Origin of the sequence: Micromonospora sp. DT81.3 (genome assembly GCF_049847225.1) — a bacterium.
Classification (GTDB): Bacteria; Actinomycetota; Actinomycetes; order Actinomycetales; family Microbacteriaceae; genus Microbacterium.
In genome coordinates this window covers 813567-838922 of the sequence record NZ_JBNCNY010000001.1, presented here as the reverse complement: position 1 = coordinate 838922, position 25356 = coordinate 813567, and the positions used below count along the sequence as shown (strand labels likewise).

Below are 25356 nucleotides of genomic sequence, written 5' to 3'. Positions count from 1 at the left end.
ACCGTGGCGTCCCTCAGGTCGGTGCGTCAGGACGAGAGATCGTCGGCGAAACGAGCGAGTCGCTCCTTCGCTCCGCGGAGATACCGGTGGATCGCCGCCTGTTCGGCTTCGTTGAACTCGGCTGCCAGGTCGTCCAGAGCCTCGAACAGGGGGGAGAGCTCGTCGAGCGCTCGTCTGATCGAATGCTCCTGCGCGATCAGTGAGACTCTGCGTCGATCCGACTCGGCACGCTGGCGAGTGATGTGCTCTGCTCGTTCCAGCCGATCGACGAGTTCCGTCGCAGAGCCGCTGGTGATCCCGAGCCGGTGACCGAGTTCCGCTGGCCCGATGGGATCCGATTCGGCAGACATGACGTGGGAGAACGCAGCGAAATCGAGCAGGCGAAGCCCTAATCGCGCCGCCAGCGCCTGGTCGACTTCGGTCGACGCCCTGTTCACAGCGCGCAGCGACCACGAGAGCTCCGCGGCGGACATCCGCGAGCGCTCGAGGTTCTCGACTTCGTCAGGAGTCTTGCTTGCCCTCATGGTTAGACACTACTTGACATTTAGCTCCGATACCATGAAACTCGAATACCGAGCTAAATAATGTAACATCCCGAGCTGGAGGCCCGATCATGACTTCGATCACTTACACCGGTGTGCTCGTCGTGGGTGCCGGGCCCGCCGGACTCACCCTCGCGGCTGACCTGCTCCGGAGGAACGTCTCCGTTCGGCTGATCGATCAGGCCGGGTCACCCGCGCCGACTTCTCGCGCGACGAGCCTGACGCCGCGCACGCTGGAGGTACTCGACGATCTGGGCATCGCGCAGGAACTCCTTGACACCGGGATCCGCATCCGGACGGCGGAGGCCTACCAAGGCCAGAATCGGGCGTTCCGGCTCACGTTTCCCGAGACGGGTCAGACCCGGTATCCATTTCTGCTCAACAACTCGCAGCGGCAGACAGAGGACCTGATGACGGTACGCGTCCGGGCGCTCGGAGGCACCGTAGAGCGCGAGCGCCGGCTCATCGGTCTGCGTCAGGACCGAAAGGGTGTCGTCGCGCTCATCGACGGGCCTGCAGGACCCGAAGAGATTCACGCGAAGTGGCTGATCGGGGCAGACGGCGGGAGAAGCACCGTGCGCAACACGCTCGGCATCCCCTTCGAAGGCAAGACGGGCACGCTTGAGGAGACGATCGTGCTCGGCGATGTCCACATCGACTGGAATCTGCCGTCCGACCGGCTGTATTCGTGGTTCAACGAGGATGGTGCTCTCTTGGCGTTCCCGTTCCGTGAGCCGGGTCGGTGGCGTATCACGGCGGCACTGAGTCCCGCCGAGGAAGCCGACGGGCGATTGATCGAGGACTCCATCGAACGATTCACCGAGCTCTATCAGCGGCGCACCGGAGACACCACGAGCCGCCTCACCGACATGCAGGGATTCTCCGTCTACCGCGTCAACCAGAGGGTCGTCGACCACTATCGGCGCGGCCGGGTGGTGCTGATGGGCGACGCCGCACACGTGCACACGCCCGCAGGCGGACTCGGGATGAACACCGGAATCCAGGATGCCTACAGCCTCGGGTGGCGCCTCGCGATCGCGGTCCAGCGCGGCGATGACACCGCGATCGAATCGTATGAGCGGGAACGTCGCCCCGTCGCCCTCGCACTTCTGTCGAGCACCGGCAACCTGCAACGCCTGTGGAGCATTCGCGACCGCAGGGTGCAGCACGTTCGCGATAGCGCGCTTCAGATCGTGCTGAATCTCGGCCCTGTGAGGCGGGCGTTCTTCGCCGGTGCCGGCCAGCTGAACGTCACGTACCGTGCACGCTCCCGAATCGGTCGACGGAGCGGTCCGCGCGTAGGCGACCGCATCCCGGATGTCCGCGTCGCGCACGGGAACACGGAGCAGTCGTGGCTCCATGAGCATCTACGCGGCACACAGCCCGTGCTCATCGTCCTGGCCGGTGATCGGATTTCGAACAGGGGCGTCGACGACCGGCTCACGGCACTGGCCCACGATGCGCAGCGGCGCAGTGTGACCCTGCTGTACGTCGAGGCCCCCGGCGTGGACCACGCCGAGCGGGGCGGTGTGACCACCGTGGTCGATACGCACGGCGACCTGCACCGGCGTTTCCATGCGCGCACCGCCCGATCGATCGTCGTCCGCCCCGACAAGCACATCGCTGCCATCAGCACAGCACACGACCCAGCGATCCTCGCGCTCGCCGAATCGCTCACGCACCGGCCCGAGACGATGAGCGAGTTTCCGCGACGAGCGTGAGAGCTCGAGTTGCCCGGGCCCTGAGCTCGCCCGGGCGTTCTCCGCTGAACGCGCCACCCACCAGTGGGCACGAGCGGAGTCGTTCCGCACCCGCTCCATCCGGGTCCTTCCGCGCACCTGGGCGCTGTTCGCGGGATCACGTGATGGTGCTCGCCGCCATGCCCGCGGCTCGATAGCCTCAGATATGCGCGCTCCCGTGGACGGACCCCGAACGCCATGACCGGGTGGCGCATCCGCGACTATCACGCTGACGACGTCGATGGCATCCTGCGACTGTGGGAGCAGATGCTCGCCGTCAACGCCGAGCCCGTCTACGGCCTGTCCGACGTCCTCGCCTCCTGCGCCAAGGACCACGCGGTCGTCGCAGTGATCGGCGAAGAGGTGGTCGGCGCGGCGATCGGGCGGGCTGCCCACGCGCAGGGATGGGTGGTGTTCCTCGCGACCGCGTCGCACGCTCGCGGAGCCGGCATCGGGTCGTCCATGCTGGCCGCGCTCGAGGCGCGGATGGCGGCGGCCGGCATCTCGAAGCTGTCGGCGCTGATGCCGGCGGCTGAGACCCGGGTGGGGGCATTCCTTCATCAGGGGTTCGCGTTGAAGCAGGATCTTCATTACTTCGAGCGGCATGTCCCTGTGCAGCGCGAGGAGCTGAAGATCCTCGCCGAGCTGGGCGGGCGTGTCCTTCCGCGCGGACTCTGGGACGGCGTCGGGGGAATGACCGCGGAGAAGGACCTGCTCGAGCGGCGTGGTGATGCCGCTCGCGCAATCCGAACTCGCGGACCGCTTCGGGGTCGTCCCGCCCCGCGCCATCGTGCTGTTCGGGCCCCCCGGCACGGGCAAGACCACCTTCGCCAAGGCCATCGCGTCGCGCCTGGAGTGGTCGTTCGTCGAAGTCTTCCCGTCTCGGTTGGCGGCGAACCCCGGGGGTCTCGCCGGCGCACTGAGAGAGACGTTCCTCAAGATCTCGGAGCTCGAACACGCCGTCGTGTTCATCGACGAGGTGGAAGAGATCGCCTCCCATCGCCAGGGCGAGCCGCCATCGCCGACGCAGGGCGTGACGAACGAGCTGTTGAAGATCATCCCCGCGTTCCGCGACCAGCCGGGACGTCTGCTGATCTGCGCCGCGAACTTCATCCGGGCACTGGATGCCGCTTTCCTCCGTCACGACAGGTTCGACTATGTCATTCCCATCGGCCTCCCCGACGAGCTGGCGAGGCGCGCGATCTGGGAACGTTACATCCCCGTCGCGGCGGTCGACATCGATGTGAAGGTGCTCGTCGAGATGACCGAGGGCTTCTCGCCCGCCGACATCGAATTCGCCGCGCGCAAAGCATCGCAATCCGCCCTGGAGAGTGCGGTGAGCTCGGGCGTCGACGATCCAGATGGGCCATTCCTGGGGGACTATGTCGCTGCGATATCGGCGACTCGAGCGACGGTGTCGGCCAAGGTGGCGCAAGAGTTCTGGGAGGACATCGAGAACGTCGGACGTCTCTGAAGACGCCGGGGCGAGCCGACGAACGGGATGGCCGAGAGGTTGTGGTCGTGTCGAAAGGGCAGCTTCTGGCGCGCCTCAGAGTGCGGTGACGGTGCCGGGCCGGGATGCGGTTACGCGCACGGTGACCGGACCAAGACTCCGGCCCGCTGCCGTCAGCGCGATCGACCCGGGGCCCGTCGGCCGGAGGACGGCCAGCAGCCGGCCATCGAAGGTGGTGTGCGAACCTGCGAGATAGCTCTCCTCGGTGATGGGCCGGGCACTGCCGAGACCCTGCAGCACTGCCGGTCCGGTCACATCCACCGTCACCGGCTGATCGCGTGATGTGAACAGCGTGCCGTCGGCGTCCACGATCTCGATAGTCACGTACGCGAGGTCGGCCGGGTCGGCGCTGATGACGTCGCGGTCGGCTCGCGCGCTCAGCATCCGCTCGCCGCTCGCACTGGCGACGGACATCTCAGCGCCTCCGTGTGCCACCGCGCGCAGGACGCCGGGCTGGTAGGCGAGCTCGAACTCCGCACGGAAGCGGTGTGCGGCTCCGGTCGGCTGCACCCCGACGGATTCCCCGTTGAGGAAGAGCTCGACGGACGCGGCATGGCTGTAGACCTCGACCATCATGGGCGCTCCCGGCTCGACGTCCCACGTCCAGCTGGACACCGTGTCGCTCCATGCCCACCCGAGGGCGCGACGATCGCGGCCATGTGATTCGGGCCGTCGCACCGCGATGTACGGTTCTGCGCGCAGCCCGAACACGATCTCGCGGTAGTAGGACGACGGGCGACGGTAGCCCGTCAGATCGAGGTCGCCGCAGTACGCGGCGAGCGCGGGATACGCCGAGATCGGCATCTCCTGGTCGGGCGCATCGGCGTATCGGGTGACGCCCAGTCCGGCCTCGCCGAGATAGTCGAATCCAGTCCAGGTGAAGTCGCCGAGAACGTGCGGGTATTGCTGCACCAGGGCCCAGTTGCGGTCGATCTGCGTGGCGAGCGTCTCGGTGCCGAGGACGATGCGATCCGGGAAGCGCTCGAGCTCGCCGGCGTAGCGGGACGCGGCGTAATTGTGCCCGGCGACGTCGAGAACGGCGTGGCCCTCGACGGTCTTCTCCGTCACAGCGTCGGAGAGGCTGATCTGGTCGATGAGCTCATCCATCTGGCTCATCAATTCGTTCACGCCGCCCGATGAATCCAGTTGCGCCACCTCGCCCTGGAACTGCGTGAGCGTGTCCGCGATGGTCGCGACGAAGCCGCTGATCCCGTTCGTGACGTAACGGGTCGAGTCGAGTTCGCGCACTTTCTCGGCGAGCGCGCGGCCGGTCACGGCGCCGAGCGGCGTGCCGATGTCGAGCACCTCGTTGCCGATCGAGTACATGATCACGCTGGGGTGCGAGAAGTCTCGCTCGACCATCGCCTCGACGTCTCGCTCCCACCATTCCGGGAAGGCGAGTGAGTAGTCGAAGGGGTTCTTGCCCTTGGCCCACATGTCGAAGGCCTCGTCCATGACGAGCATCCCGAGCCGGTCGCACGCGTCGAGCATGGGCGTGCTGATCATGTTGTGGGCGGCGCGCACCGCGTTGAAGCCGGCTGCCTTCAACAGCTCGATGCGACGTTCCTCCGCACGGGGGATCGCGGCCGACCCGAGCATGCCGTTGTCATGGTGGATGCAGGCGCCCCGCAGTTTCACCACTTCGTCGTTGATGCGCAGGCCGTGCTGAGGGTCGAGGCGGAGAGTCCGCACGCCGAACGAGGTGGTGCTCTCGTCGGGCGCGACGCTGTCTACGGTGAGGGTGCCATGCGCCCGATAAAGCGAGGGCTCGTCGACGCTCCAGCGTCGAGGCTGCGGAACGTACAAGCGCTGCCGCGCCAGGACGCTGTCGCCCGCGCGCACCGTGACCGGCGAGCTCGAAACGCCGACGGGTGCCCCGCCGGGATCGAACAGCCGCGTCTCCACCCGAGCAGTGACCGTGCTCACGCCCTCGTTCGTCACGCGATGCACGATCTCGACCACGGCACGCTCGTCGTCGACGTCGGGGGTTGAGACGCGAGGACCATCGCCGTCGAAGTGGACCATTCCGGAGACGTCAAGCTGAACTCCGCGGTGGATGCCGAGCCCCGAGTACCAACGCGAGTCGCGATGGGCGCGGGCCTCAACCCGCACCTCATTGGGTTCGCCGTAGCGGAGGAAGGGATCCAGGGCGATGCGGAAGGGGGCGTAGCCGTTGGGATGCTGACCGGCATAGTCGCCATTCACATACACGGCGGCATCCCGGTACACGCCATCGAACCGAAGCGACACGCGCTGGTTGCGCCAGTCCGTCGGAACGTCGAGGGTCCTCGTGTAGGCGACCGACCCGCCGGTGAAGTAGCCGGAGGAGTCCCCACTCGGTGCATCGGGCGTCCGGGGCAGGGCGAGCATTGCGTCGTGCGGCAATGTCACCGGCTGGGCGCCGACACCTCCGGACAGTTGGGCGAAGATGCTCTGGTTCGGCTGAACGGACCAGCCGGTGTTGAAGTCGATAGCGACCACGATGTCTCCTCAAACGCCCGGATTCTGGCGTCCGGGAGAGCGGGGTGACGCGGCGAGCTGCACTCCAGGCCCGTCACCTTGCATATCCCCAGGCTTGCACCGATTGGCGGCTAACCTCGTCGATTGCGCAATTATGCGGTTGTGTGACTGCGCTTGCGCAATAAACGTCGCTTCCGTTGACGCCGCGGTGCGGACGCTCTTAGCGTCAGCGTCTGTCGACTGCCGGTCACTCTTCTCTCGCCGCGGCATCCGGCTCGCATCGACGGTCGATGCGGATTCATCGATGAAGCTGAAGGAGAACCATGAATCGAGCACCTTCGCGCCGGAGGTCCCCTCTTGCGCTGGGAGTCGCCTTGGCGGTGTGCGCGGTGATGCTGCCTGCACTGCCGGCCGCCGCGGAACCGGTCGAATGCGTCACGGACGCCGCGGGCGCCATGCAGGTCACCGGCGAATGCATCGATCCGCTGTACACACAGCCGATCGTCGATGCCGAGACCGACGAAGCGTCTCCAGTCGCGCACCACCGAGTGTCCGGTCATTTCGAAGGCACGAACATCCAGTTCAACATCTACCTGCACCCCCAAGCCGACAAGGCCAAGTGGGACGGTCGATTCTTCCAGTACACCTACCCCACCACGTTCACTCCCGGCCAGAACACGTCGCGGGCGAGCGATCGGGCCATCGGATTCGCGCTGGCGAGCGGCGGGTACACCGTGCAGGCGGGGAACGACTTCCTCTCACTCGGGTACCGGCACGCCGCTGCCGCCGCGAAATTCGCGGAGCAGGTGGCCGCCGACTACTACGGCGGCGACCGGGAGATCTTCGGCTACCTCTATGGGCCGAGCGGCGGCTCGTTCCAGGCGGTCGGCGCGGCCGAGAACACCGACGGCGTCTGGCAGGGGTTCGTCCCGATGGTCCAGGCGGTGCCGGCGCCGAACAGCTACAACTTCAACGGCCGGTCCGCTGCCGAGCTCATCCTCGCCGACAAGGCCGATCAAATCCGCGACGCCCTGCTGCCCGGAGGCAGCGGCGACCCGTACGCCACGCTCGATGAGGCCGAGCGGGAGATGCTCACAGAGCTGCATCTGCTGGGCATCCCCTGGAAGGCCTGGGAGAACTCCGACTATCTGCTCGGCTACGACCCCTCCTACTTCGGCTCGGGCCTCGACTCCGACGACCCTCTCGCCTACGACCCGACGTACGTCGACGACTTCTGGAAGGCAGAGGGCTACCTCGGGACGGAAGACTCGCCGCTCGGCGCGCGGGTGCGCGCCGAACTGGCCGAGATGGGCGACACCGTCGGGCACCGCTGGAACATCGCCAAGCGCTTCGCCTACCGCTACCAGCTGCCGGCAGCCGGCGAGGGATGGATCGCGCTCGACCAGTTCCGCAACGCGGACGGAACGCCCCTCTATCCTCAGCGCCCGGTCGGCGAGCCCAAGTTCTCCGGCGCAGTGTCGGGGAACACCGCGTTCGACGGGTCGATCAACGGGAAGATGATCGTGGTGTCCAACCTCTTCGACAGCGACGCGCTGCCGCTGCACACCGACTGGTACCGCAAGCAGGTCGAGAAGAGCCTGGGCGCCGCGGCATCCAGCACCTACCGCGTGTACTTCACCGACCACGCCGACCACCAGGATGCCCCGCCTGCGGGAGAGCGTGCCCCCACCCTCGTCGACTGGTACGGCATGGTCGAGCAGGCGCTGCGCGATGTCGCCCGCTGGGCGGAGGACGGCGTTCCGGCGCCGGCATCCACCCGCTACGAGATCAAGAACGCTCAGATCGAGGTGTCCCCGTTCGCGCTGGTGCGACGCGGCATCCAGCCGACCGTCGACATCGGAGCTCGTGATGGCGTGATCAAGGCCAAGGTCGGCAAGCCGGTTCTTCTCGCTGCGGCCGCGCACACACCGGCCGGCGGGGGCAAGATCATCGCCGCCGAGTGGGACTTCGAGGGCGACGGCGAGTACGTGCCCGGCAAGGTCACCGCACCGCGGAGGATCGCCGCGATCGGGACGACGCACCGCTTCGCCGAACCAGGAACGTACTTCGTCAGCCTCCGGGTCACCGCCGAGCGCGACGGGGACATCGGCGCGCAGTACGCGCTGCTGCAGAACATCGATCGCGTGCGCGTCGTCGTCACCGAGTAGTCGACCGAGGAGCGGACGGATGCCGCATCCGGCATCCGTCCGTCCCTACGGCGTGCCACGACCGCTCGGGTCTGGACGACTGCAGGGCGGTGGGCCGACGACGCTTAGAAATCGGATGTCGGTAGCGTCGATGCCCTCACGATGAGTTCGCTCGGCAGCTCGACACGTTCGTGTCGCTGATCGTCGTGGTGCCGCAACCGGGTCACGAGTTCCACCGCCCGGGCGGCCATCGCTCGGAGCGGCTGTCGCACAGAGGTCAGGGGCGGGTCGGCCCTTGCCGCGCGAGGCTCGTCGTTGAAACCGACGACGGAGACGTCGTCGGGGATCTTCAGCCCGATCCGCGCCGCCGCGCGATACACGGCGAACGCCATCTCGTCATTGCACGCGAACACGCCCACGGGCGTCGGGGCCGTGCGAATCGCGGCGACCAGCCCCTCGGTGAGAGGCGCGTCCGTCCACTCCGAGTCGACGCGGAGAACCTCCGCTTCGGGTCGATGCTCCGCGATCGCCGCGCGAAACCCCTCCTCGCGCGCCCGGCCGAACCGGTACCGCGGAACCCCCGTCACGACCACGAACCTCGCCGCAGCGCTCGCCGCCAGCAGCGTGCCAGCGTCATGTCCGCCTTGCCAGTCCGTCGTTCCGACGCTGGCAAGTGCGCCCTCCGGGTCCGAACGAGGCTCGAGCAGCACAATGGGAATCCGAAGGCCTCGGATCTCGTCCAACTGTCTCGTGGTCGGACGGATGATTCCGATGACGACGCCGGAGGGCCGGCGGGTCGCGACCCGGGTTGGCCAGTCGTCGCTCGGATCGGGGCGTTCCAGGGTGAGCACGAGGTCGAACCCCAGCCGGAAGGCTGCCTCGCGTGCTCCTGTCGTCATCGCGTCCGTCCACGCGTCGTCGAAGCTGCCCAGCACGAACTCGATCAGTCGGGGGTCGAGGGTCGTCGGTCTTCCGCGATTCACCAGGCTCCGGTCGTAGCCGAGCTCCTCCGCTGCCGCGACGACCCGTTCTCGAGTCGACCGCGAGAGATCACCCCTTCCGGAGAGAGCCCTCGATGCCGTGGGCACAGACACGCCCGCAGCATCGGCGACATCCCGAAGCGTGACGAGTTCATCGTCCTTCACCACCGCCGGGCCTCCCAGCATCACTTTTGCGCAAGCATTCCATCACTTTGCGGATAAGTCACGGGCCGCGCCGCGAGGGCGCTCCTCGTACCCGACATGGTGCGGAAATTCCGCCTGTCCGGCGGTGTCGGCGCTGTCTCGGAGGAGCCCTCACTGGGCATGCTTGATGTAGCCACCGGGTCGTCGATCTGGGCTCGACCGCCGTCTACGTTGCGCAAAAAGGCCGGCCTTCGTTGTCGGCGGTGGGTTATCTGCCTAGCGTCATGGCAAGCGATCCGACCCAATGGAAAACGGATACTTTCGGGCACAGCTTGCCCCGCCAAGAGATCACAACAAAGGAGTTGAAATGCGTTTCACACGACGTGGCGCGATAGCGGCAGTGGCAATCCCTGCGCTCGCAGCCGTCACCGTCCTCACCGCCTGCGCCCCTGGGGGCAGCACCGGCGGAACCTCGGGCGAGGCAGGAGACACCCTCACGCTCGGCATGACAGCCGATCTTCCAGGCCTGAGCGTTCTCATCCAGCCGAGCTACCAGGGCTGGTTCGCGGATGCCGTCTGGGACTCACTGTTAATCTGTGACGAGTTCGGCAAGCCCTCGCCGCAGCTGGCAACGGAGTGGGAGTACAACGACGACCAGAGCGCCGCGACCCTGACGCTGCGCGAAGGAGTCAAATTCTCGGATGGCAGCGAGTTCGACGCCGCAGACGTCGAGGCCGCCCTCACCGCGGCCGGTGAGGTCAACGATCGCTTCGCGGACCTCACATTCGAGTCGCCCGACCCGCAGACGATCACCATCACGTGGCCGCAGCCGATCCCGACGATGGACGTCATTCTCTGCGAGCCCAACATCTCATCCTCGGAGGCATACGAGTCGGCGAATCTCGACACGACCGTCGTCGGTTCGGGTCCGTATCTCTACGATGCCGATGCCAGCACGCAGGGCTCCAACTACGTCCTGAAGAAGAACCCGGACTACTGGGACTCGGACACCTACCCTTTCGAGAACCTCGAGCTCAAGGTCTTCACCGACAACACCGCCGGCCTGAACGCGCTCAAGACCGGTCAGATCGACGGCATCCTCGCTGACGCCTCCACCGTCGAAGAGGCGAAGAGCTCCGGCAAGGAGGTGGTCACGCTGCGTGGCGTCACGACGCGCCTGCTCATCACGGATCACAACGGCGAGAAGATCCCCGCGCTCGGCGATGTCCGGGTGCGCCAGGCGATGAACATGGTGTTCGACCGGGATGCGATCGCCGAGGACCTGTACCGCGGCTATGCGGATCCGGCATACCAGATCTTCCGTGAGGGAAGCACCGCGTATCTCGAGGACCTCACCGAGGACCCATACCCGTATGACGTCGAGGCGGCCAAGGCGCTGATGGAGGAGGCCGGCTACGCCGATGGGTTCGCGCTGCAGATCCCGTTCTTCGAGGGGCAGGGGCACGACCTCCTGTTCCCGTATGTGACCGAGCAGCTCGGTCAGCTGAACATCACGGTGGAGCAAGTCAACCTGACCGGTCCGGACGCGTACACCGAGCTCCTCAGCGGCACGTACCCTGTGCCGCTGTGGCAGCTGGGCAACTATGGTGAGTCGCTGCAGGACATCAAGGACTACATCCTGACCGACGGCATCTGGAACGTCTCGCACCAGGCTGACCCGACGATCGACGCGCTGTGGCAGACGATCCTCACCGGCACCGACGAGGAGAAGGTCGCCGCGCAGCAGGAGATCAACCAGTACGTGATCGACCAGGCGTGGTTCGTGCCGATGGCGTACCCGGACGGCTTCTACGCCTACAGCCCGGACATCTCCATCCCCACCATGTCGGACTTCGCGGCACTGCACCCGCTGCTCCGCGACTTCCAGCAGAACTAGACAGCGACCGACGGGCCCCGGCTATGTTCCGCACTATTGTCATCCTCCTTCTCCGATCTGTCGGTGTGCTGCTCATCGTGAGCTTCTTCACCTTCTGCATCACCTTCAGCGACGGGATCGGGATCGCCCGCAGCGTGCTCGGACTCAGCGCGAGCGACGAGCAGGTGGCGGCAAAGGCGGCAGAGCTGGGGCTCGACCGGCCCCTGATCGTGCAGTACCTCGATTGGCTCTCCGGGCTGGTCACGGGCGACCTGGGTGCATCCTTCCTCACCGGCCAATCGGTGACCGAGGCGCTGTCCACCCGCGTGCCCGTAACGCTCTCCCTGATCATCCTGACGATGATCTTCACGACCGTCATCAGCGTCGTGCTCGGCGTCACCTCAGCGCTCTACGGGGGGTGGATCGACCGCGCGCTGCAGTTCATCTCGGTGCTCGGCGCCGCAATACCGGGATACATCCTCGGGATCGGCCTCATCTTCGCATTCGCGATCGCGATCCCGTACTTCCCCGCGACCGGCTACATCCGGGCCACCGACAGCGTGCAGGGCTGGCTCTGGTCGCTCACACTGCCGGTACTCGCGCTACTGGTCGGTGCGATCGCGAACGCGGCAGCACAGTTCAGGGGTTCGATGCTCGACGCCCTGTCGCAGGACTACGTGCGCACCCTGCGGTCCCGGGGCATCCCTGAATCGCAGCTGCTGTTCCGGCACGTTCTGCGCAATGCCGGCGGCCCCGGGCTGGTGGTGCTCAGCCTGACGACACTCGGCTTATTCGGAGGGGCGCTTTTCATCGAGGCGATCTTCGCCCTTCCCGGGGTCGGCTTGCTTTCCGTCTCTGCCGCGCTGGCGGGGGACGTGCCGATGGTGATGGGAGTAGTGGTCGTCGTCATCGTCCTCGTCCTGGTTGTCAACCTGCTCGCCGACGTGCTCGGTAGCCTGCTCAACCCGAAGGCGAGGATCCGATGACCGTCGATCAGCATCAAATCGACCCGAACGTGGACGGCACTGCCGCACTCACGAAGAAGCGCGTACGGCGGTCGACGTTCCTGTCGCTGATGAAGAATCCGTTCGCGGTGTTCGGCATCGTCGTCCTGTCGATCATCTTCGCGGCCGGGATTCTGGCTCCGTGGATCGCACCGTATCCGCCGAACGCGACCGACTTGGCTGCGACCAATGCTGCACCTTTCAGCGAAGGGCACCTTCTCGGGGCGGATGCGTCGGGGCGCGACATCCTTTCCAGGCTGATCTGGGGGACGCGCCAGACGATCGTCGCCTGCGTGATCGTGCTTGGCGTGTCGCTCTTGCTCGGCCTGACCGGCGGCCTGATTGCCGGGTTCTATCGCGGTCGACTCGAGGCGGTGGCGAACTTCGTATCCGACGTCCTCCAGTCGCTTCCCGGCATTCTCACGATCGTCGCGTTCTTCGCGTTGACGGGTCCGAACATCCCACTCTCGATGACCGTCTTCGGGGTCATGGTCGCGCCTTCGCTGTATCGCCTCGTGCGGTCTGTCGTCATCTCGGTGCGCTCCGAGCTTTACGTCGACGCCGCCAAGGTCGTAGGTCTCTCAGATCTGCGCATCGTCGGCCGCCACGTTCTCTCGGCTGTCCGAGCTCCCGTGATCGTGCAGGGCGCCTTCGTGCTCGCGACGGCCGTTGCGATCGTGGGCGGCGTCGACCTGATCGGGCTCGGCGATCCCTCTCAGGCCTCGTGGGGTCGTGTCCTGCAGGACGCGTTCAACAACATCTACACGAACCCGGCCAACGTCATCTGGCCGGCACTTGTGATCAGCCTCACCATTCTGGCCTTTGTCCTCCTCGGCAACGCCCTCCGAGACACGCTCCAGGCATCCAACCGCAGCGCCGCTCTGAAGCCTTCTCGTCGACGCGCGCTCAACACGGCTGCGCAGGATGCGCGCGTCGCCGGTGAACACGACCACGCCGCAAGACAGGACGTCCTTCTCTCGGTTCGTGGGCTCCGCGTCGGCTACCCGTCCTCGAGCAATGAGGTCACGGAGGTGGTTCATGGCGTCGATATCGACGTGCGCAAGGGGGAGATCCACGGCCTGGTCGGCGAGTCCGGATCCGGCAAGTCGCAGATCGCCTTCTCGATCATCGGCATCCTCCCGCGCGAGGCGGTGGTGCTGGGCGGCAGTGTGTTCTTCGACGGGAAGGATCTCCTCGCCGACCCGGCGCGAATGCGCAAGGTCCGCGGCCGCAGGATCGCCTACGTTCCGCAAGAGCCGATGTCGAATCTGGACCCCTCGTTCACCATCGGGGCACAGCTCATCTACGGTCTGCGCTCAGCGACCGGTGTCTCCAAGAAGGCGGCACGGGCCAAACTGCTGGAATTGTTGCAACGTGTCGGGATCCGCGACGCCGAACGCGTCATGCGTCTCTACCCGCACGAGATGTCCGGCGGGATGGCGCAACGCGTCCTCATCTGTGGGGCAATCGCCTCGGACCCCGATCTCATCGTCGCCGACGAGCCCACCACGGCTCTTGATGTCACGGTCCAGGCAGAGGTTCTCGAACTGCTGCGCCAACTCAGCAGCGAACGCGGTCTTGCGATGATCATCGTCACCCACAACCTGGGCGTTGTCGCCGACATCTGCGACACCGTGAGCGTCATGCGAGGCGGCCTGATCGTGGAACAGAACGACGTGGACACTCTCTTCGCCGCACCGACCAACCCTTACACCCGAGACCTGCTGGAGTCCTCTCGCAAGGTCGAGCTCATGGAGGTCGCAGATGACTGAGAAACTGCTGCAGATCAGCAACCTCGTGGTCCGCTACGGCGGCAAGCGGAGCGGTAAGACCGTCATCGAGAATGTCTCACTCGACCTGGCACCCGGGGAGACCGTGAGCCTCGTCGGTGAGTCGGGGTCCGGGAAGACGACGATCGGTCGTGCCATTCTCGGCCTGGCGCCGGTCACCGGCGGAACCATCTCCTTTCGCGGCCAGGAGATCAGCAACATCCCCCGTGCCCGCCGCCGTCAGATTGCCCGCGATATCCAGGTCATCTTCCAAGACCCATATTCGTCACTCAACCCCTCAATGACGGTCGAGAGCATCCTCGTCGAGCCGCTGCGTGCCGCCGGGGTGACCGAGGGACGCGCGAGGGTCCGAGAGCTGCTGGATGCTGTCGGCCTCCCCGCCGATGCATGGTCGCGCTACCCGCGCGAATTCTCCGGAGGTCAGCGGCAGCGCATCGCAATCGCCCGGGCGCTGGCATTGAATCCGTCGGTGATCGTGTGCGACGAGCCGACCAGCGCCCTGGACGTCACGACCCAGGCGCGGGTCCTCGAGCTCCTCAGCGATCTGCAGAAGGACACGGGTGTCGCATACCTCTTCATCAGCCACGACCTCGGCGTCGTGCACAGTATCAGCGACCGGATCGCCGTCCTCCAGGGAGGACGCATCGTGGAGCTCGGCGACGCGCACCAAGTCGCTGCGAATCCCCAGCATCCGTACACACATCGGCTGCAAATGTCCGCCCCCGTTGCCGACCCGCCACGCCAGCGCGCCCGCCGCGCCGCACGATTGCGGGCGCTGCACGACGAGGCCGCAAAGCCACCGGAGGGGGTCGAACTCGGCGCATGACGTGATCGCTCTCTGTCCACCGACTCATCGATAACACTCGTCAGGAACGTCATGCCCTACATTCCCGCGCCCCCCGGCACGACCTCGCTCGAACGGAGCGCCCCCAGTGCCTGAGCACACGTCCACGGCGAGTCGCGCAATAACAGACACGTCGGCAAACGGCGCATTCCAGCCGATCCTCCCGGGCTTCTACCCCGACCCGACGATCTGCCGCGTGGGCGATGACTACTACCTTGCAACGTCGAGCTTCGAGTACTTTCCGGGAGCGCCGATCTTTCACAGCACGGACCTCGTCTCGTGGACCCAGATCGGCAGCATCCTGACGACGCGTGAGCAGTTCCGGCTCACCACCCCCGGTCCATCGACGGGGATCTACGGGTCGACGCTGCGGTTTCACGGAGGGCGGTTCTGGTTCATCACCACGAACGTCAGCGACTTCGCCGCCGGCCAGGTGATCGTGCATGCCACCGACCCCGCCGGACCGTGGAGCGAGCCGGTCTTCGTGCCCGAGGCAGTCGGGATCGACCCCGACCTCTGCTGGGACGACGACGGCGAGAGCTACCTCACGTGGCATGTGCTCGACTTCACCGTCGGGGGACAGGGGATCCGTCAGGCGCGCATGGATCTCGAGACCGGACGCCTGCGGGAACCGCACTACCCGATCTGGCAGGGGTCCGGTATGCAGGCCGCCGAAGGGCCGCACCTCTATCGCATCGGCGACCACTGGTACATCCTGCTGGCCGAGGGCGGAACCGAGCGCGGCCATTGCGTCACGGCGGCGAGGAGCACGAGCCCGACCGGTCCCTTCGAACCCTGCCCGTGGAACCCGGTGTTCACCCATCGCAGCAGTTCTCACCCCGTGCAGAGCGTCGGACACGCGGACTTGGTGCAAGGACCCGACGGCCGATGGGCGGTCGTCTACCTGGGCGCAAGGCCCCGCGGGTCCACCCCCGGCTTCCACGTGCTCGGACGCGAGACATTTCTCGCCGGCATCGACTGGGTCGATGGCTGGCCGGTCTTCGACGAGTACAGGTTCGACATCCCAGTGCCGGATACCGCCTTCGAGGATGACTTCTCGGGGGCGGCGCTGGATCCGCGTTGGGTCGTTGCAGACGGTGAACCCGCGTCCACGGTGGAGCGCGATCCCGACGGCGGACTTCACTTCCCGTCGGCGGGTCGATCCTCCGCCGATCTGCTGTGCGCACGGGTGCGTGATTTCGCCTGGGTCGCCGAGGCGGTGGTCGAACGCGCAGGGGAGTTCCGCCTGCGGCTGGACGAGCGTCACTGGTGCGGTGTTGTGGTGGATGCCGGAACGGCCCGTGCCATCCTCCGGATCGGAGACGTGTGGCAGGAAGTGGCTGCCGCCCCTGTGAGAACGCCCCGCGTGACGCTTCGGCTCGAGGCATCCGTGCCGCGCAGCGCACCCGTGCCCTTCGGGTATGCCGGTCCCGACGACGTCACCCTGTCGGTGGACACAGGTGACGGCTTCGTGAAATTGGCACGGCTCGACGGTCGCTATTTCTCGACCGAGGTGGCGGCCGGTTTCACGGGCCGGATGCTGGCGCTCGGTTCACCTCACCCCGGTGGGCGCCTGCTGAGCGTGAGCTATCGGCCGATCTACGACTGACCGCGGTCGACGCCAGGTTCTGGTGCGAGCGGGGTCAGAGTGTGGTGCCGGTCTGTGCGGGCCTGACCGACGTTGCGCAATAACCGCCGGCGGTGCCAGCAAATTGCGCAAGTCCTGGCGGCCGAACGGCCCGTTTGACACTCTCGACGAGAGACAACGTGGTCCCCGGTCCTGCCGGGCGACGAGGCTCGATCCCGACTCAAGGAAAACCCCTATGCGCACCATTCAACGATCCACGCCCGTATCCGCTGTGCTCGCGCACGGTGACGCCGCCGCCGTCGTCCGCTCCATAGCTCCCGAGGTGCTGGATTCCCCGATGGTCGTCGAATTGGCGGACTTCCCGTCGGCCGCGATTCTGGGCCTCATCCTCGGCGATGACGACCCGCGCATCTCGCAGATCATGGAGGGCGTCGCCGAGTTCGAGGATCTCAGCCCGCGTCCGGCGGTGGAAGCCCCGATCGTCCCGGCTCCCGACTACGAGTCGGGTGCCGTGCCACGGGGAAGCGCACGGGTCGAAGCATCCCGGGGGGCGGGCGCGAACCGCCGCACGGAGATCGTGCTGCACGGTCCGTCCCACGGCAACCCGTTCGTGGACGTCGAGCTGACCGTGACCTTCCGCACAGTGGGCAAGGACATCACCGTCGGCGGCTTCTACGACGGCGATGGCACGTACCGGGCTCGATTCCTTCCGCCCTCGGCCGGTCGCTGGAGCTTCACGACCACCTCCAACGCCCGCTCCCTGGACGGCATCCACGGCACGATCAGCGTGTCCGAGAGCGATGCACGGGGACCGGTTCGGGCCGTCGACGGCGGGCACTTCGCATACGCCGACGGCACAGCGTACGTGCCGGTGGGGACCACTGCCTACGCGTGGACGCACCAGGACGAGGCGCTGCAAGAGCAGACGCTGCGCTCACTCGCCCAGGCGCCGTTCAACAAGATCCGGATGGGCCTGTTCCCGAAATCGTTCATGTTCAACGCCAACGAGCCGGAGCGGTTCGTCTTCCCCCGTGCGGAGGGCGGCGGCTGGGACACCACGCGCTTCGATCCGGAGTACTTCGCCGCCCTGGAGACGCGACTGGACCAGCTGGCCGCGCTGGGTGTCGAGGCAGACCTGATCCTCTTCCACCCCTACGACCGGTGGGGCTTCGCGACGCTCGGTCCCACCGCCGACGACCGGTATGTCGCCTACGTCACTCGACGCCTTGCTGCATTTCCCCACGTGTGGTGGTCGATGGCGAACGAATACGACCTTCTCACCACGAAGGGCCGCGAGGACTGGGACCGTCTCGCCCGCCTGGTCCGCTCGAATGACCCGTACGGCCACCCTCTCTCGATCCACAACTGGGTCGAGGTCTTCGACTACTCCGTCGATTGGGCTACTCACTGCAGCATCCAGAGCGGTGACTACACGATCGGCAAGTCCATCGCCCGGTGGAAGCGTGCCTGGGACAAACCCGTCATCGTCGACGAATCCGGCTATGAGGGCGACATCGACCAGGGGTGGGGCAACCTTCCCGCAGAAGAGATGGTGCGGCGCTTCTGGGACGCCACCCTTCACGGCGGATACCTCACGCACGGCGAGACGTACTACTCGGAGGACGATGTGCTGTGGTGGTCGAAGGGCGGCACGCTGCAGGGCGACAGCCTGCCGCGGCTCGCATTCCTCCGACAGATCATCGACGCGTCACCGACGGGACGGCTCGATCCGCTCCCCAGCGACTGGGACTTCCCGTCCGGCGGCGCCGACGGGTACATCGTGACGTACTACGGAGGACACCGACCTCGCTACCGCGATGTGCGCATTCCGGAGGGACGGACTGCCACCATCGAGGTCCTCGACACCTGGAAGATGACGATCGAACCACTGCCCGGCGACCACACCGGCCAGGTGCGTGTCGAGCTGCCCGCCCGCCCCTACATCGCGATCCGCGTCGTCCTGGCACCCGAGTCCTGAGCGCACCACCGCCGAGGAGAATCTGATGAACAGCCTTCTGCACCGCCGATTCGAGCATGGTCGTCTCATGCTGCACGGACGTCCGTACCTCATCGTGGGCGGCGAGCTCCACAACTCCGGGAGCAGCACGCGCGCCGCCATCACGGAGTCGCTGGATGCGGCCGCCCTCATGGGTGTCAATACCGTACTGGCGCCGGTCGCCTGGGAGTCGATCGAGCCCGAGGAGGGCGTCTTCGACTTCAGCATCGTCGACGCGCTGATCGGCGCCGCCCGCACCCACTCCCTGCACGTCATCCCGCTCTGGTTCGGAACGTGGAAGAACGGGATGTCGAACTACGTGCCCGGCTGGGTCAAGCGCGATGCCGCTCGCTTCCCGCGCATCCACACATCGGCGGGAACCCCCATCGAGGCGATCTCCCCGTTCTCTCGCTCCGCTTGTGAGGCGGATGCCCGCGCCTTCGCCGCGCTGATGCGTCATCTGAAAGAGCTCGACGATGGGGAGACGGTGTTGATGCTTCAGGTCGAGAACGAGGTCGGAGTACTCGGCGACTCCCGCGACCGGAGTCGACTCGCAGAGGAGAAGTGGGCGGATCCGGTGCCGGCAGCGGTGCTCGACGCGCTGGGTCGACTCGACGAGGGGCGTCTCCTGGGGGCGGTTCGGAGGACCGGCACGGCGAGGGACAGCAATTGGGAAGGTGTCTTCTCAGAGGAGGCGGACGAGGCCTTCATGGCAGCTGCATACGCGTCGTACATCGATGAGGTCGCTCGGGCGGGTCGCGCGGAATTCGACATCCCCCTCTACGTGAATGCCTGGGTCGACGCCAATGCGCAGAGCGATGGCGGAGAGGCCGGGTTCGCGCTCGCCGGCGGGGTTCGGCCCGGTGAGTACCCGAGCGGCGGACCGCTTCGACACACCGCGAGCATCTGGCGTGCGCTCGCGCCGACGCTCGACTTCCTCGCACCGGATCTCTATTTCGGCACGTTCGATGCGATCGCGAGCGAGTACGCCGCGATCGACGGAATCCTGTTCATCCCCGAGATGCAGTGCAATCGAACCGGGGTGGAGCAGATGTTCCGCGCAGTCGGTGAGCTGGGGGCGGCGGGCGTCGCTCCCTTCGCGTTCGACATCATGGCGAAGGACGATCCTCACTACTCGGACGTCACCGACGCGTTCCGGTTGCTGTCCGCGGCGGGGAAAGTACTCGAGCAGTATCCGGATGCCGAGATGCGCGGATTCACGCTCACCGGTGACAAGTCGACGAAGCGCCTCTTCGGCGATGGAGCGGTCGAGGTCAGCAGCAGCCACCTTGCCGAGACCTTCCCCTCGGAGAGGAACGGCGTCGGTTTGGTGGCTCGCGTGCGACAAGATTTGTTCTACGTGATCGGCCGCGGATTCGCTGTTCGGACAGTTGATGCGGGAGGCTCTCGGACCGGCTGGCTGGCCGTCGAGGAGGTCGAGCCAGAAGGCGATGACTGGCGGGTCAGACGTCGCCTGAACGGCGATGAGGTGGGAGGCGGCCAATGGATCCGCCTGCCCGCGCTCGACCAGACACAATCGGAGCTGTTTCCGATCCGGCAGAACACGCGCCTGTCGGGCATCCTGCGCGCGAGCACATATCGGTTTTGACCGTTACGCCGAGCTCTCCGACTTCAGCACGGCTGAAGAGTCGGCTGGATGTCGTTCTGTCGATGCCCAGTTGCCCAGCAGCTGCAGCGCCTGATGGTCCGGTGATCCCGGCTCGGCGGTGAGTACTGTGAGCTGGACGGCGGATTGGCCGACCAGGTCCAACCCGTTGAAGTGCAGGGTGAGGTCACCGACGGCATGGTGGCGGAATCGCTTCACGCCGGACTGGTGCTCCCACACGTCGTGGCGGCCCCAGAGGGTGCGGAAGTGATCGCTGCGGGTGGAGAGTTCCCCGACGAGGTCGTGCAGCTGTTTGCTGTGGGGGTCGCGCCCGGCCTCGGTGCGGAGTTGCGCCACATTGATCCCGGCGATCGCGTCCCATTCGGGGTAGAACCGGCGGGCGACCGGTTCGAGGAAGATGAACCGGGCGAAGTTCGGCGGGGACGTGGTGGCGGTGTTGATCACCTCGTCCATCAGGGCGCCGCCCAACGGGTTCCAGGCCAGCAGGTCCGTCCGGCCGTTGCCGATCAGCGCCGCGGCGGATTCCATCGAGTCGAGGAACCATCGGATGCTGGGCGATGGCCGCCAGACCGGCGTCGGCTTGTCCCCGCGCGGCGTTGCGGTCTTGATGCCACCGGCCTGCTGCGCGAGCCGATGCAGGTACTCCTTCTCCGCGTCATCCATCTGTAGGGCCTTCGCGAGTCCATCGAGCACCGCGTCGGAAGCACCGCCGATCGCGCCCCGCTCGAGGCGGGCGTAATACTCGACGCTCACCCCCGCGAGAGCGGCGGCCTCGCCTCGCCGCAGACCGGGCACGCGACGGTCGGTACCCCGGGCCACACCGACGTCCTCGGGTTCGACCCTCGCACGACGCGACATGAGGAAGTCGCGGACCTCGGAACGGTTGTCCATGACCTCAGGGTACGGCGGGGCCCTGCGGCACTGGGATGCCCTGCAAGGGCACGTCAGGACAGGAACTCCCGCGTAACCGTTCCAGACCGTTTGCTTGACTCATGCCCCAGCGTCTTGCCGTGACCCTCCTCCCACAGCCTCTGTTCAACACGATCGCCGCCGCCGCCGCAGTGCTGCTGACCGCTTCGTTGCCAGCCCCCACACCCGATCCACAAAGCGTCCGCGTCACCCTCGATGACTCCGCCGCTGCAGAGCAGTTGGCATCCCAGCTTTCACTCGAGCTGACCTTCGACGACCGGATGGGCACCGCAGCGTTCGCGCAGCTGCGACTCCCGTTGGTCATGGACGGGGGCGCCGTCATGAGTGAGTACCGGGCTGGTGACCTCGCCTACCTGGCCTCGGAGCAGAGCATCATCGTGTTCCTCACCGATGGATCAGCGGTCCCCGACGACGGCCTCGTTGCGCTGGGACACGTGACGAGCGGCATGGACGGAATCGCCGCATGCGTGCGGCACTGCCTGATCCAGCTTGTGGCCGACCCAGACGCGGGGTAGGGGTGAAGCTGGCTTCCGAGAGCGAAGGCATGGGCGTCACTATGTGGGGCGCCCTTGGGAGAGCACCGGAGTTGCCCCGACCGGCGACGTCACGCATCGACGTCGAAGACGACGACCTGTTCCGCAAACCGAGAAATGAGCTGCGCGACCGGTTGGTGCGCCGGATGCGGTAGGTAGTCGTCTCGGGCTGCGCTGCTGGCGAAGCTGACGATGAGCGCCCACTCGAATCCGCCCGCAAGTCCTTCCGGGCTGGTGTTCGCCCCGCAGTGAACGGCGAGTACTCCCTGGATGGTGTCCGGGAATGCGCTCGCCAGTTCGGTCAATTCTTGGAGGGCGGCGGCATCGGCATCCGGCTTCCAGCGGACGAGGACGACGTGCACAACGGATGGCGTGGTCATCATCCCACAATGCCCGAACCGATCGTCCCGTGGGAATCGACCCGGGTAAAGTGCCCCACGGACTGTGGTTCGGGAAGACGTTCCAGCACCACGCACTCGTCGGCGGTGTCGTCTTTGCACTCCGGGGGTGACGAGGACATCCCGTTCGAACTGACGGAGGAGTTCGCTGCGGCGCAGTCGAAAGTCACCGTTGTGGAGACCGCCGTCGCCCCGCATGGGTGGGAAGCGAACGTCGAGCCGGAACGCTTCCAGTCCGCGCTGACGGAATGGTTCACATCCGGGAATCCGGGCTGACGGTCGCCGCCTTCCGGGAAAACGGCGCTCACTGTGCGCGCGTGGCGAGCGGGTGTACGTTGCAACCGTGGATGGATCGCCCTCCGCATCGAACCCGGACCCCGAGTCGTTTCAGCGCATCACACACTCGCGCCTGTCGGACGCCGAACGCGAGTTGAATGACCTGCGCGCACGGGCGTACGGTCCGGCATCCGACATCGATGCCGATCCGGCGGCGATGGCGAGGCTGATCGAACTCGAAGCCGCTCACGCGGGCGCTCCGGCTCCGGTCACCGTCACACAATCCGTCGGCAGCCGTGCGGCCGAGGCGTCGCCGTCGCTGTGGCAGCGCGCCACCGCGACGCGGAGCCGCGCATGGTTCGTCGTCGGATCGACCGTGGTAATCGCAATCCTCATCTACGCCGCGGCCCGGCTCCTTGCACCGCAGCCCGACGCGACGCTGCAGCCCACCGCGGTGCAGCCGCCGAATAGCCCACTGATCCAGACGCTGGATGGCTTTGGCGAGGTTGCGGACACCACCACACTCCTCCGGTTCGAGCAGTACCACGACGTCAACGTGTGGTCCGTTGAGAACAGCCTGGGCAGCAATTGCCTCATCGCTTGGGACAGTGCAGGCAGCGGCCGGTTCGAATTCGAGTGCCTGCCACCGGGAAGGGAACTCGCCCTCCATCTGAACGTCGCGGCGGAGTCGAATGACGGCTTCGGCGAATGGCTTCCGGGCGGCAGCGTGGTCAGCCTGTATCTCCGCGGGGACACGGTGGACGTCTTCGTCCACACTCCGCCGGCATCCACCTGAACTCCGGGCGCGGCCAGACCATCGCCGTCGGCGTGATCGCGATCGGATGTCGCAGCAATAGTGTCGTATTCGAGCGTCGCCGTTCGTGGATAAGGTGTGCGACCCGTTTCGGGTCGCCTCAGGAGCCACGACCCGGCTCTGGTCCCGATGAGAGGAGACGGCAGTGCCGAAGTATCTGATTGCATTCAACGACGAGTGGGTGCCCGAGCACACCCCCGACGAACTGCGCGCCAAGAGCGAGGCGTCGGGGGCCGTGCTCGACGACATGAAAGAGGCGGGCGTCTTCCTCTACGGGGATGGGGGAATCGATGCCTCGACCGCGATCTTCAGTGTCGTGAGCGAGGACGGTAAGCCGATCTTCACCGATGGGCCGTTCGTCGAGACCAAGGAGCACCTCGGTGGCTTCGCCGTCGTGGACGTGCCCGACGATGACGCCGCGCGTTACTGGGCAGGACGGTTGGCCGTTGCACTGGACTGGCCGCAGGAGGTGCACCGATTCCCCTCGGACCTCACGGAGATCATCGAACGGCAACGGCCCGCGGGGTGAGTGAGAAGGCCCCGCGAAGTACCCCCCACCTCGGCAGAGGTGGGGGTTCCTCCGTTGACAGCGGGCGCCGATGTTCACGAGTGCGACACGGTCCTCTCCCGATCACCCTGATGATCCATGCAGGGGTCGGTTGGGAAGGCGTCTGCGTTCAGAGCATGCGCCGCGGGGATCGGGGGTCTACCGTATTGCTGTCAGCGCTCGGGAGGACCGGAGGGTTGTCGCCGTAGCGGATCATGGCCGACGGTCTGAAGAAGCGAGCGAATCATGGAGCCCGTACCTGCCGTTCTGAGTCTTGTCGTGCTCGGTTGGGCCGTGCTGTCCAGGCGCCTCGCCGGGTGGAACATCACCGGCCCCGTCGTCCTGTCGGCAGCGGGGTTCCTCCTGGGCAATCAGGCGTGGGGCCCGGTGCCCGTCGATGTCGACGCGCCGTCGGTCCACCTCCTCGTCGAGTTGACACTGGCACTCCTGCTGTTCTCGGATGCATCGAGAGTCAACCTGCCCACGCTTCGACGGGACGTCGGAATACCGGCTCGGCTCCTCGGTATCGGTCTTCCGGCCTCGGTCCTCCTCGGAACCCTGGCCGCCGCGCTCTTGTTCAACGACCTCACGTGGGCGCTGGCGCTCTTCGTCGGTGCGGCCCTGGCGCCCACGGACGCCGCGTTGAGCACTCAGGTGATCGAGGACGAACGTGTGCCGGCGCGGGTGCGCCGTGCCCTCAACATCGAGAGCGGACTCAACGACGGAATCGTCACACCGATCGTGGTGTTCGCGCTGGCGCTCGCCGCAACGCAGCTCGGCCATTCCGGTGAGGACTCCGGCGGCGTCGGCGCAGGACTGGAGCTGGTGATCGGCATTGCGATCGGCGTGGTCCTGGGTTTCGTGAGCGCGAAGCTGCTCGCCGGCGCGTCGCGCCGCGGCTGGGTCATCCACGGCGGTCGTCGCCTGGGTGCCCTCGCCACGGCCGTCGGAAGTTTCGCGCTCGCCGAGGTCCTCGGCGGGAACGCGTTCATCGCCGCGTTCGTGGCGGGTATGGCCTTCGGTGCGGCGTTCCCGCCCGACGTCGCAGCGGTGGACGAGGTGGTGGAGCTGCCCGAACTGCTGGGAGAGGTTCTCGCACTCGGAGTGTGGTTCCTCTTCGGCGCGGCTCTGGTGCCTTTTGCGCTCGAGCACGTCTCGTTGGCGACTCTCGCCTATGCAGTGCTCAGCCTCACGATCATCCGGATGCTTCCGGTCGCGGTCGGGTTGGCCGGAACAGGACTGGACACGCAGACCGTCGGCTTCATCGGCTGGTTCGGACCGCGTGGACTCGCCTCGGTGGTGTTCGCGATCCTCGCCATCGAGCAACTGGGCGAGTTCGAAACAGTCGGCCCCGCGATCTCCGTCGTCGCTGTCACCGTGCTTCTGAGCGTGCTCGCGCACGGCGTCTCAGCAGGTCCTCTTGTCCGACGGTACGCCCGCAGCCATGGAGACGGCGCCCCTGGCGGGCACAGCGGTCCGCGCGCTCGCCGCAGAGGTGCCTGAGCTGCGGTCATCTCCCTACCGATTCTCGCGATCGCGCGGCCCGCTGCAGTCCGTGCCAGGACTTTCGCGTGCTTCTCCGGCGACGGGCTCTGTCAGGATGGGGAC

General features: G+C 66.5%; 20 protein-coding genes and 1 pseudogene. 16 read left to right on the top strand and 5 right to left on the bottom strand.

Going from position 1 to position 25356, the window contains the following annotated elements; all coding sequences use genetic code 11:
• Positions 1-26: 26 nt before the first annotated feature.
• Entirely contained in the window at positions 27-524 is a 498-nt protein-coding gene (locus ACPW96_RS04070; RefSeq protein ID WP_425882112.1) for a MarR family winged helix-turn-helix transcriptional regulator, read from the bottom strand.
• Between the two features lie 89 nt (positions 525-613).
• On the opposite strand from ACPW96_RS04070, the gene ACPW96_RS04065 reads away from it, so the two are divergent.
• The 3 genes and pseudogenes from ACPW96_RS04065 to ACPW96_RS04055 all read left to right on the top strand — a co-directional run bounded on the left by ACPW96_RS04065 (position 614) and on the right by ACPW96_RS04055 (position 3755).
• Complete coding sequence (locus tag ACPW96_RS04065; RefSeq protein ID WP_425882111.1) at positions 614-2263, top strand: FAD-dependent monooxygenase; 1650 nt, start codon at positions 614-616, stop codon at positions 2261-2263.
• A gap of 216 nt (positions 2264-2479) precedes the next feature.
• A pseudogene (locus ACPW96_RS04060) lies at positions 2480-2797 on the top strand (GNAT family N-acetyltransferase); the annotation flags it as partial.
• 214 nt (positions 2798-3011) lie between these two features.
• Positions 3012-3755 (top strand): ATP-binding protein, encoded by a 744-nt coding sequence (locus ACPW96_RS04055; protein ID WP_425882110.1) that lies wholly within the window; start codon positions 3012-3014, stop codon positions 3753-3755.
• A 75-nt stretch (positions 3756-3830) separates the two neighbouring features.
• Here ACPW96_RS04055 and ACPW96_RS04050 read toward each other — a convergent pair whose 3' ends face one another.
• Positions 3831-6275: a glycoside hydrolase family 2 TIM barrel-domain containing protein gene (locus ACPW96_RS04050; RefSeq protein ID WP_425882109.1), complete on the bottom strand. Its 2445-nt coding sequence runs from the start codon at positions 6273-6275 to the stop codon at positions 3831-3833.
• Positions 6276-6577: 302 nt separating this feature from the next.
• Between ACPW96_RS04050 and ACPW96_RS04045 the strand changes: the two genes are divergently transcribed.
• Complete coding sequence (locus ACPW96_RS04045; protein ID WP_425882108.1) at positions 6578-8422, top strand: hypothetical protein; 1845 nt, start codon at positions 6578-6580, stop codon at positions 8420-8422.
• Between the two features lie 104 nt (positions 8423-8526).
• On the opposite strand, the gene ACPW96_RS04040 is transcribed toward ACPW96_RS04045, so the two are convergent.
• Positions 8527-9549, bottom strand: coding sequence for a LacI family DNA-binding transcriptional regulator (locus tag ACPW96_RS04040; protein WP_425882107.1), 1023 nt, complete (start codon positions 9547-9549; stop codon positions 8527-8529).
• A 343-nt stretch (positions 9550-9892) separates the two neighbouring features.
• Between ACPW96_RS04040 and ACPW96_RS04035 the strand changes: the two genes are divergently transcribed.
• The 7 genes from ACPW96_RS04035 (at position 9893) to ACPW96_RS04005 (ending at position 20232) form a co-directional block, all read left to right on the top strand.
• The gene (locus tag ACPW96_RS04035) at positions 9893-11422 is read left to right on the top strand and encodes an ABC transporter substrate-binding protein (RefSeq protein WP_425882106.1); all 1530 of its coding nucleotides are present in this window, start codon (positions 9893-9895) and stop codon (positions 11420-11422) included.
• A gap of 23 nt (positions 11423-11445) precedes the next feature.
• The gene (locus ACPW96_RS04030; protein ID WP_425882105.1) at positions 11446-12387 is read left to right on the top strand and encodes an ABC transporter permease; all 942 of its coding nucleotides are present in this window, start codon (positions 11446-11448) and stop codon (positions 12385-12387) included.
• Entirely contained in the window at positions 12384-14177 is a 1794-nt protein-coding gene (locus tag ACPW96_RS04025; RefSeq protein WP_425882104.1) for a dipeptide/oligopeptide/nickel ABC transporter permease/ATP-binding protein, read from the top strand. The genes ACPW96_RS04030 and ACPW96_RS04025 overlap by 4 nt, the downstream gene beginning before the upstream one ends.
• Positions 14170-15021, top strand: coding sequence for an ABC transporter ATP-binding protein (locus tag ACPW96_RS04020; protein ID WP_425882103.1), 852 nt, complete (start codon positions 14170-14172; stop codon positions 15019-15021). Before ACPW96_RS04025 ends, ACPW96_RS04020 begins: the two co-directional genes overlap by 8 nt.
• A 106-nt stretch (positions 15022-15127) precedes the next feature.
• Positions 15128-16648: a family 43 glycosylhydrolase gene (locus ACPW96_RS04015; RefSeq protein WP_425882102.1), complete on the top strand. Its 1521-nt coding sequence runs from the start codon at positions 15128-15130 to the stop codon at positions 16646-16648.
• A 214-nt stretch (positions 16649-16862) separates the two neighbouring features.
• Positions 16863-18605, top strand: a complete 1743-nt coding sequence (locus ACPW96_RS04010; protein ID WP_425882101.1) for a DUF5605 domain-containing protein — start codon at positions 16863-16865, stop codon at positions 18603-18605.
• 25 nt (positions 18606-18630) lie between these two features.
• Positions 18631-20232 (top strand): DUF5597 domain-containing protein, encoded by a 1602-nt coding sequence (locus ACPW96_RS04005; protein ID WP_425882100.1) that lies wholly within the window; start codon positions 18631-18633, stop codon positions 20230-20232.
• A gap of 3 nt (positions 20233-20235) precedes the next feature.
• On the opposite strand, the gene ACPW96_RS04000 is transcribed toward ACPW96_RS04005, so the two are convergent.
• Positions 20236-21141, bottom strand: a complete 906-nt coding sequence (locus tag ACPW96_RS04000) for a helix-turn-helix transcriptional regulator (protein ID WP_425882099.1) — start codon at positions 21139-21141, stop codon at positions 20236-20238.
• Between the two features lie 119 nt (positions 21142-21260).
• Between ACPW96_RS04000 and ACPW96_RS03995 the strand changes: the two genes are divergently transcribed.
• Complete coding sequence (locus ACPW96_RS03995; protein WP_425882098.1) at positions 21261-21695, top strand: cyclophilin-like fold protein; 435 nt, start codon at positions 21261-21263, stop codon at positions 21693-21695.
• A gap of 89 nt (positions 21696-21784) precedes the next feature.
• Here ACPW96_RS03995 and ACPW96_RS03990 read toward each other — a convergent pair whose 3' ends face one another.
• Positions 21785-22093 (bottom strand): Dabb family protein, encoded by a 309-nt coding sequence (locus ACPW96_RS03990; RefSeq protein ID WP_425882097.1) that lies wholly within the window; start codon positions 22091-22093, stop codon positions 21785-21787.
• A gap of 9 nt (positions 22094-22102) precedes the next feature.
• On the opposite strand from ACPW96_RS03990, the gene ACPW96_RS03985 reads away from it, so the two are divergent.
• From ACPW96_RS03985 to ACPW96_RS03970, 4 genes are all read left to right on the top strand, one after another.
• Positions 22103-22387: a hypothetical protein gene (locus ACPW96_RS03985; RefSeq protein ID WP_425882096.1), complete on the top strand. Its 285-nt coding sequence runs from the start codon at positions 22103-22105 to the stop codon at positions 22385-22387.
• Positions 22388-22454: 67 nt separating this feature from the next.
• Positions 22455-23183 carry a hypothetical protein gene (locus ACPW96_RS03980; protein ID WP_425882095.1) on the top strand — a complete coding sequence of 243 codons (729 nt, stop codon included), beginning with the start codon at positions 22455-22457 and terminating at the stop codon, positions 23181-23183.
• A 163-nt stretch (positions 23184-23346) separates the two neighbouring features.
• Entirely contained in the window at positions 23347-23730 is a 384-nt protein-coding gene (locus ACPW96_RS03975) for a YciI family protein (protein ID WP_425882094.1), read from the top strand.
• A 264-nt stretch (positions 23731-23994) separates the two neighbouring features.
• The gene (locus ACPW96_RS03970; RefSeq protein WP_425882093.1) at positions 23995-25251 is read left to right on the top strand and encodes a cation:proton antiporter; all 1257 of its coding nucleotides are present in this window, start codon (positions 23995-23997) and stop codon (positions 25249-25251) included.
• The last annotated feature ends 105 nt before the right edge of the window (positions 25252-25356 follow it).

Excerpts from the sequence above, each read along its gene's own strand:
- ACPW96_RS04070 (WP_425882112.1), bottom strand. The coding sequence starts at position 524 with ATGAGGGCAAGCAAGACTCCTGACGAAGTCGAGAACCTCGAGCGCTCG.
- ACPW96_RS04005 (WP_425882100.1), top strand. The coding sequence starts at position 18,631 with ATGAACAGCCTTCTGCACCGCCGATTCGAGCATGGTCGTCTCATGCTG.
- ACPW96_RS04010 (WP_425882101.1), top strand. The coding sequence starts at position 16,863 with ATGCGCACCATTCAACGATCCACGCCCGTATCCGCTGTGCTCGCGCAC.
- ACPW96_RS04055 (WP_425882110.1), top strand. The coding sequence starts at position 3,012 with ATGCCGCTCGCGCAATCCGAACTCGCGGACCGCTTCGGGGTCGTCCCG.
- ACPW96_RS04020 (WP_425882103.1), top strand. The coding sequence starts at position 14,170 with ATGACTGAGAAACTGCTGCAGATCAGCAACCTCGTGGTCCGCTACGGC.
- ACPW96_RS04035 (WP_425882106.1), top strand. The coding sequence starts at position 9,893 with ATGCGTTTCACACGACGTGGCGCGATAGCGGCAGTGGCAATCCCTGCG.
- ACPW96_RS04000 (WP_425882099.1), bottom strand. The coding sequence starts at position 21,141 with ATGGACAACCGTTCCGAGGTCCGCGACTTCCTCATGTCGCGTCGTGCG.
- ACPW96_RS04030 (WP_425882105.1), top strand. The coding sequence starts at position 11,446 with ATGTTCCGCACTATTGTCATCCTCCTTCTCCGATCTGTCGGTGTGCTG.
- ACPW96_RS03970 (WP_425882093.1), top strand. The coding sequence starts at position 23,995 with ATGGAGCCCGTACCTGCCGTTCTGAGTCTTGTCGTGCTCGGTTGGGCC.
- ACPW96_RS03990 (WP_425882097.1), bottom strand. The coding sequence starts at position 22,093 with ATGACCACGCCATCCGTTGTGCACGTCGTCCTCGTCCGCTGGAAGCCG.
- ACPW96_RS03985 (WP_425882096.1), top strand. The coding sequence starts at position 22,103 with ATGCCCGAACCGATCGTCCCGTGGGAATCGACCCGGGTAAAGTGCCCC.
- ACPW96_RS04025 (WP_425882104.1), top strand. The coding sequence starts at position 12,384 with ATGACCGTCGATCAGCATCAAATCGACCCGAACGTGGACGGCACTGCC.
- ACPW96_RS04045 (WP_425882108.1), top strand. The coding sequence starts at position 6,578 with ATGAATCGAGCACCTTCGCGCCGGAGGTCCCCTCTTGCGCTGGGAGTC.
- ACPW96_RS04065 (WP_425882111.1), top strand. The coding sequence starts at position 614 with ATGACTTCGATCACTTACACCGGTGTGCTCGTCGTGGGTGCCGGGCCC.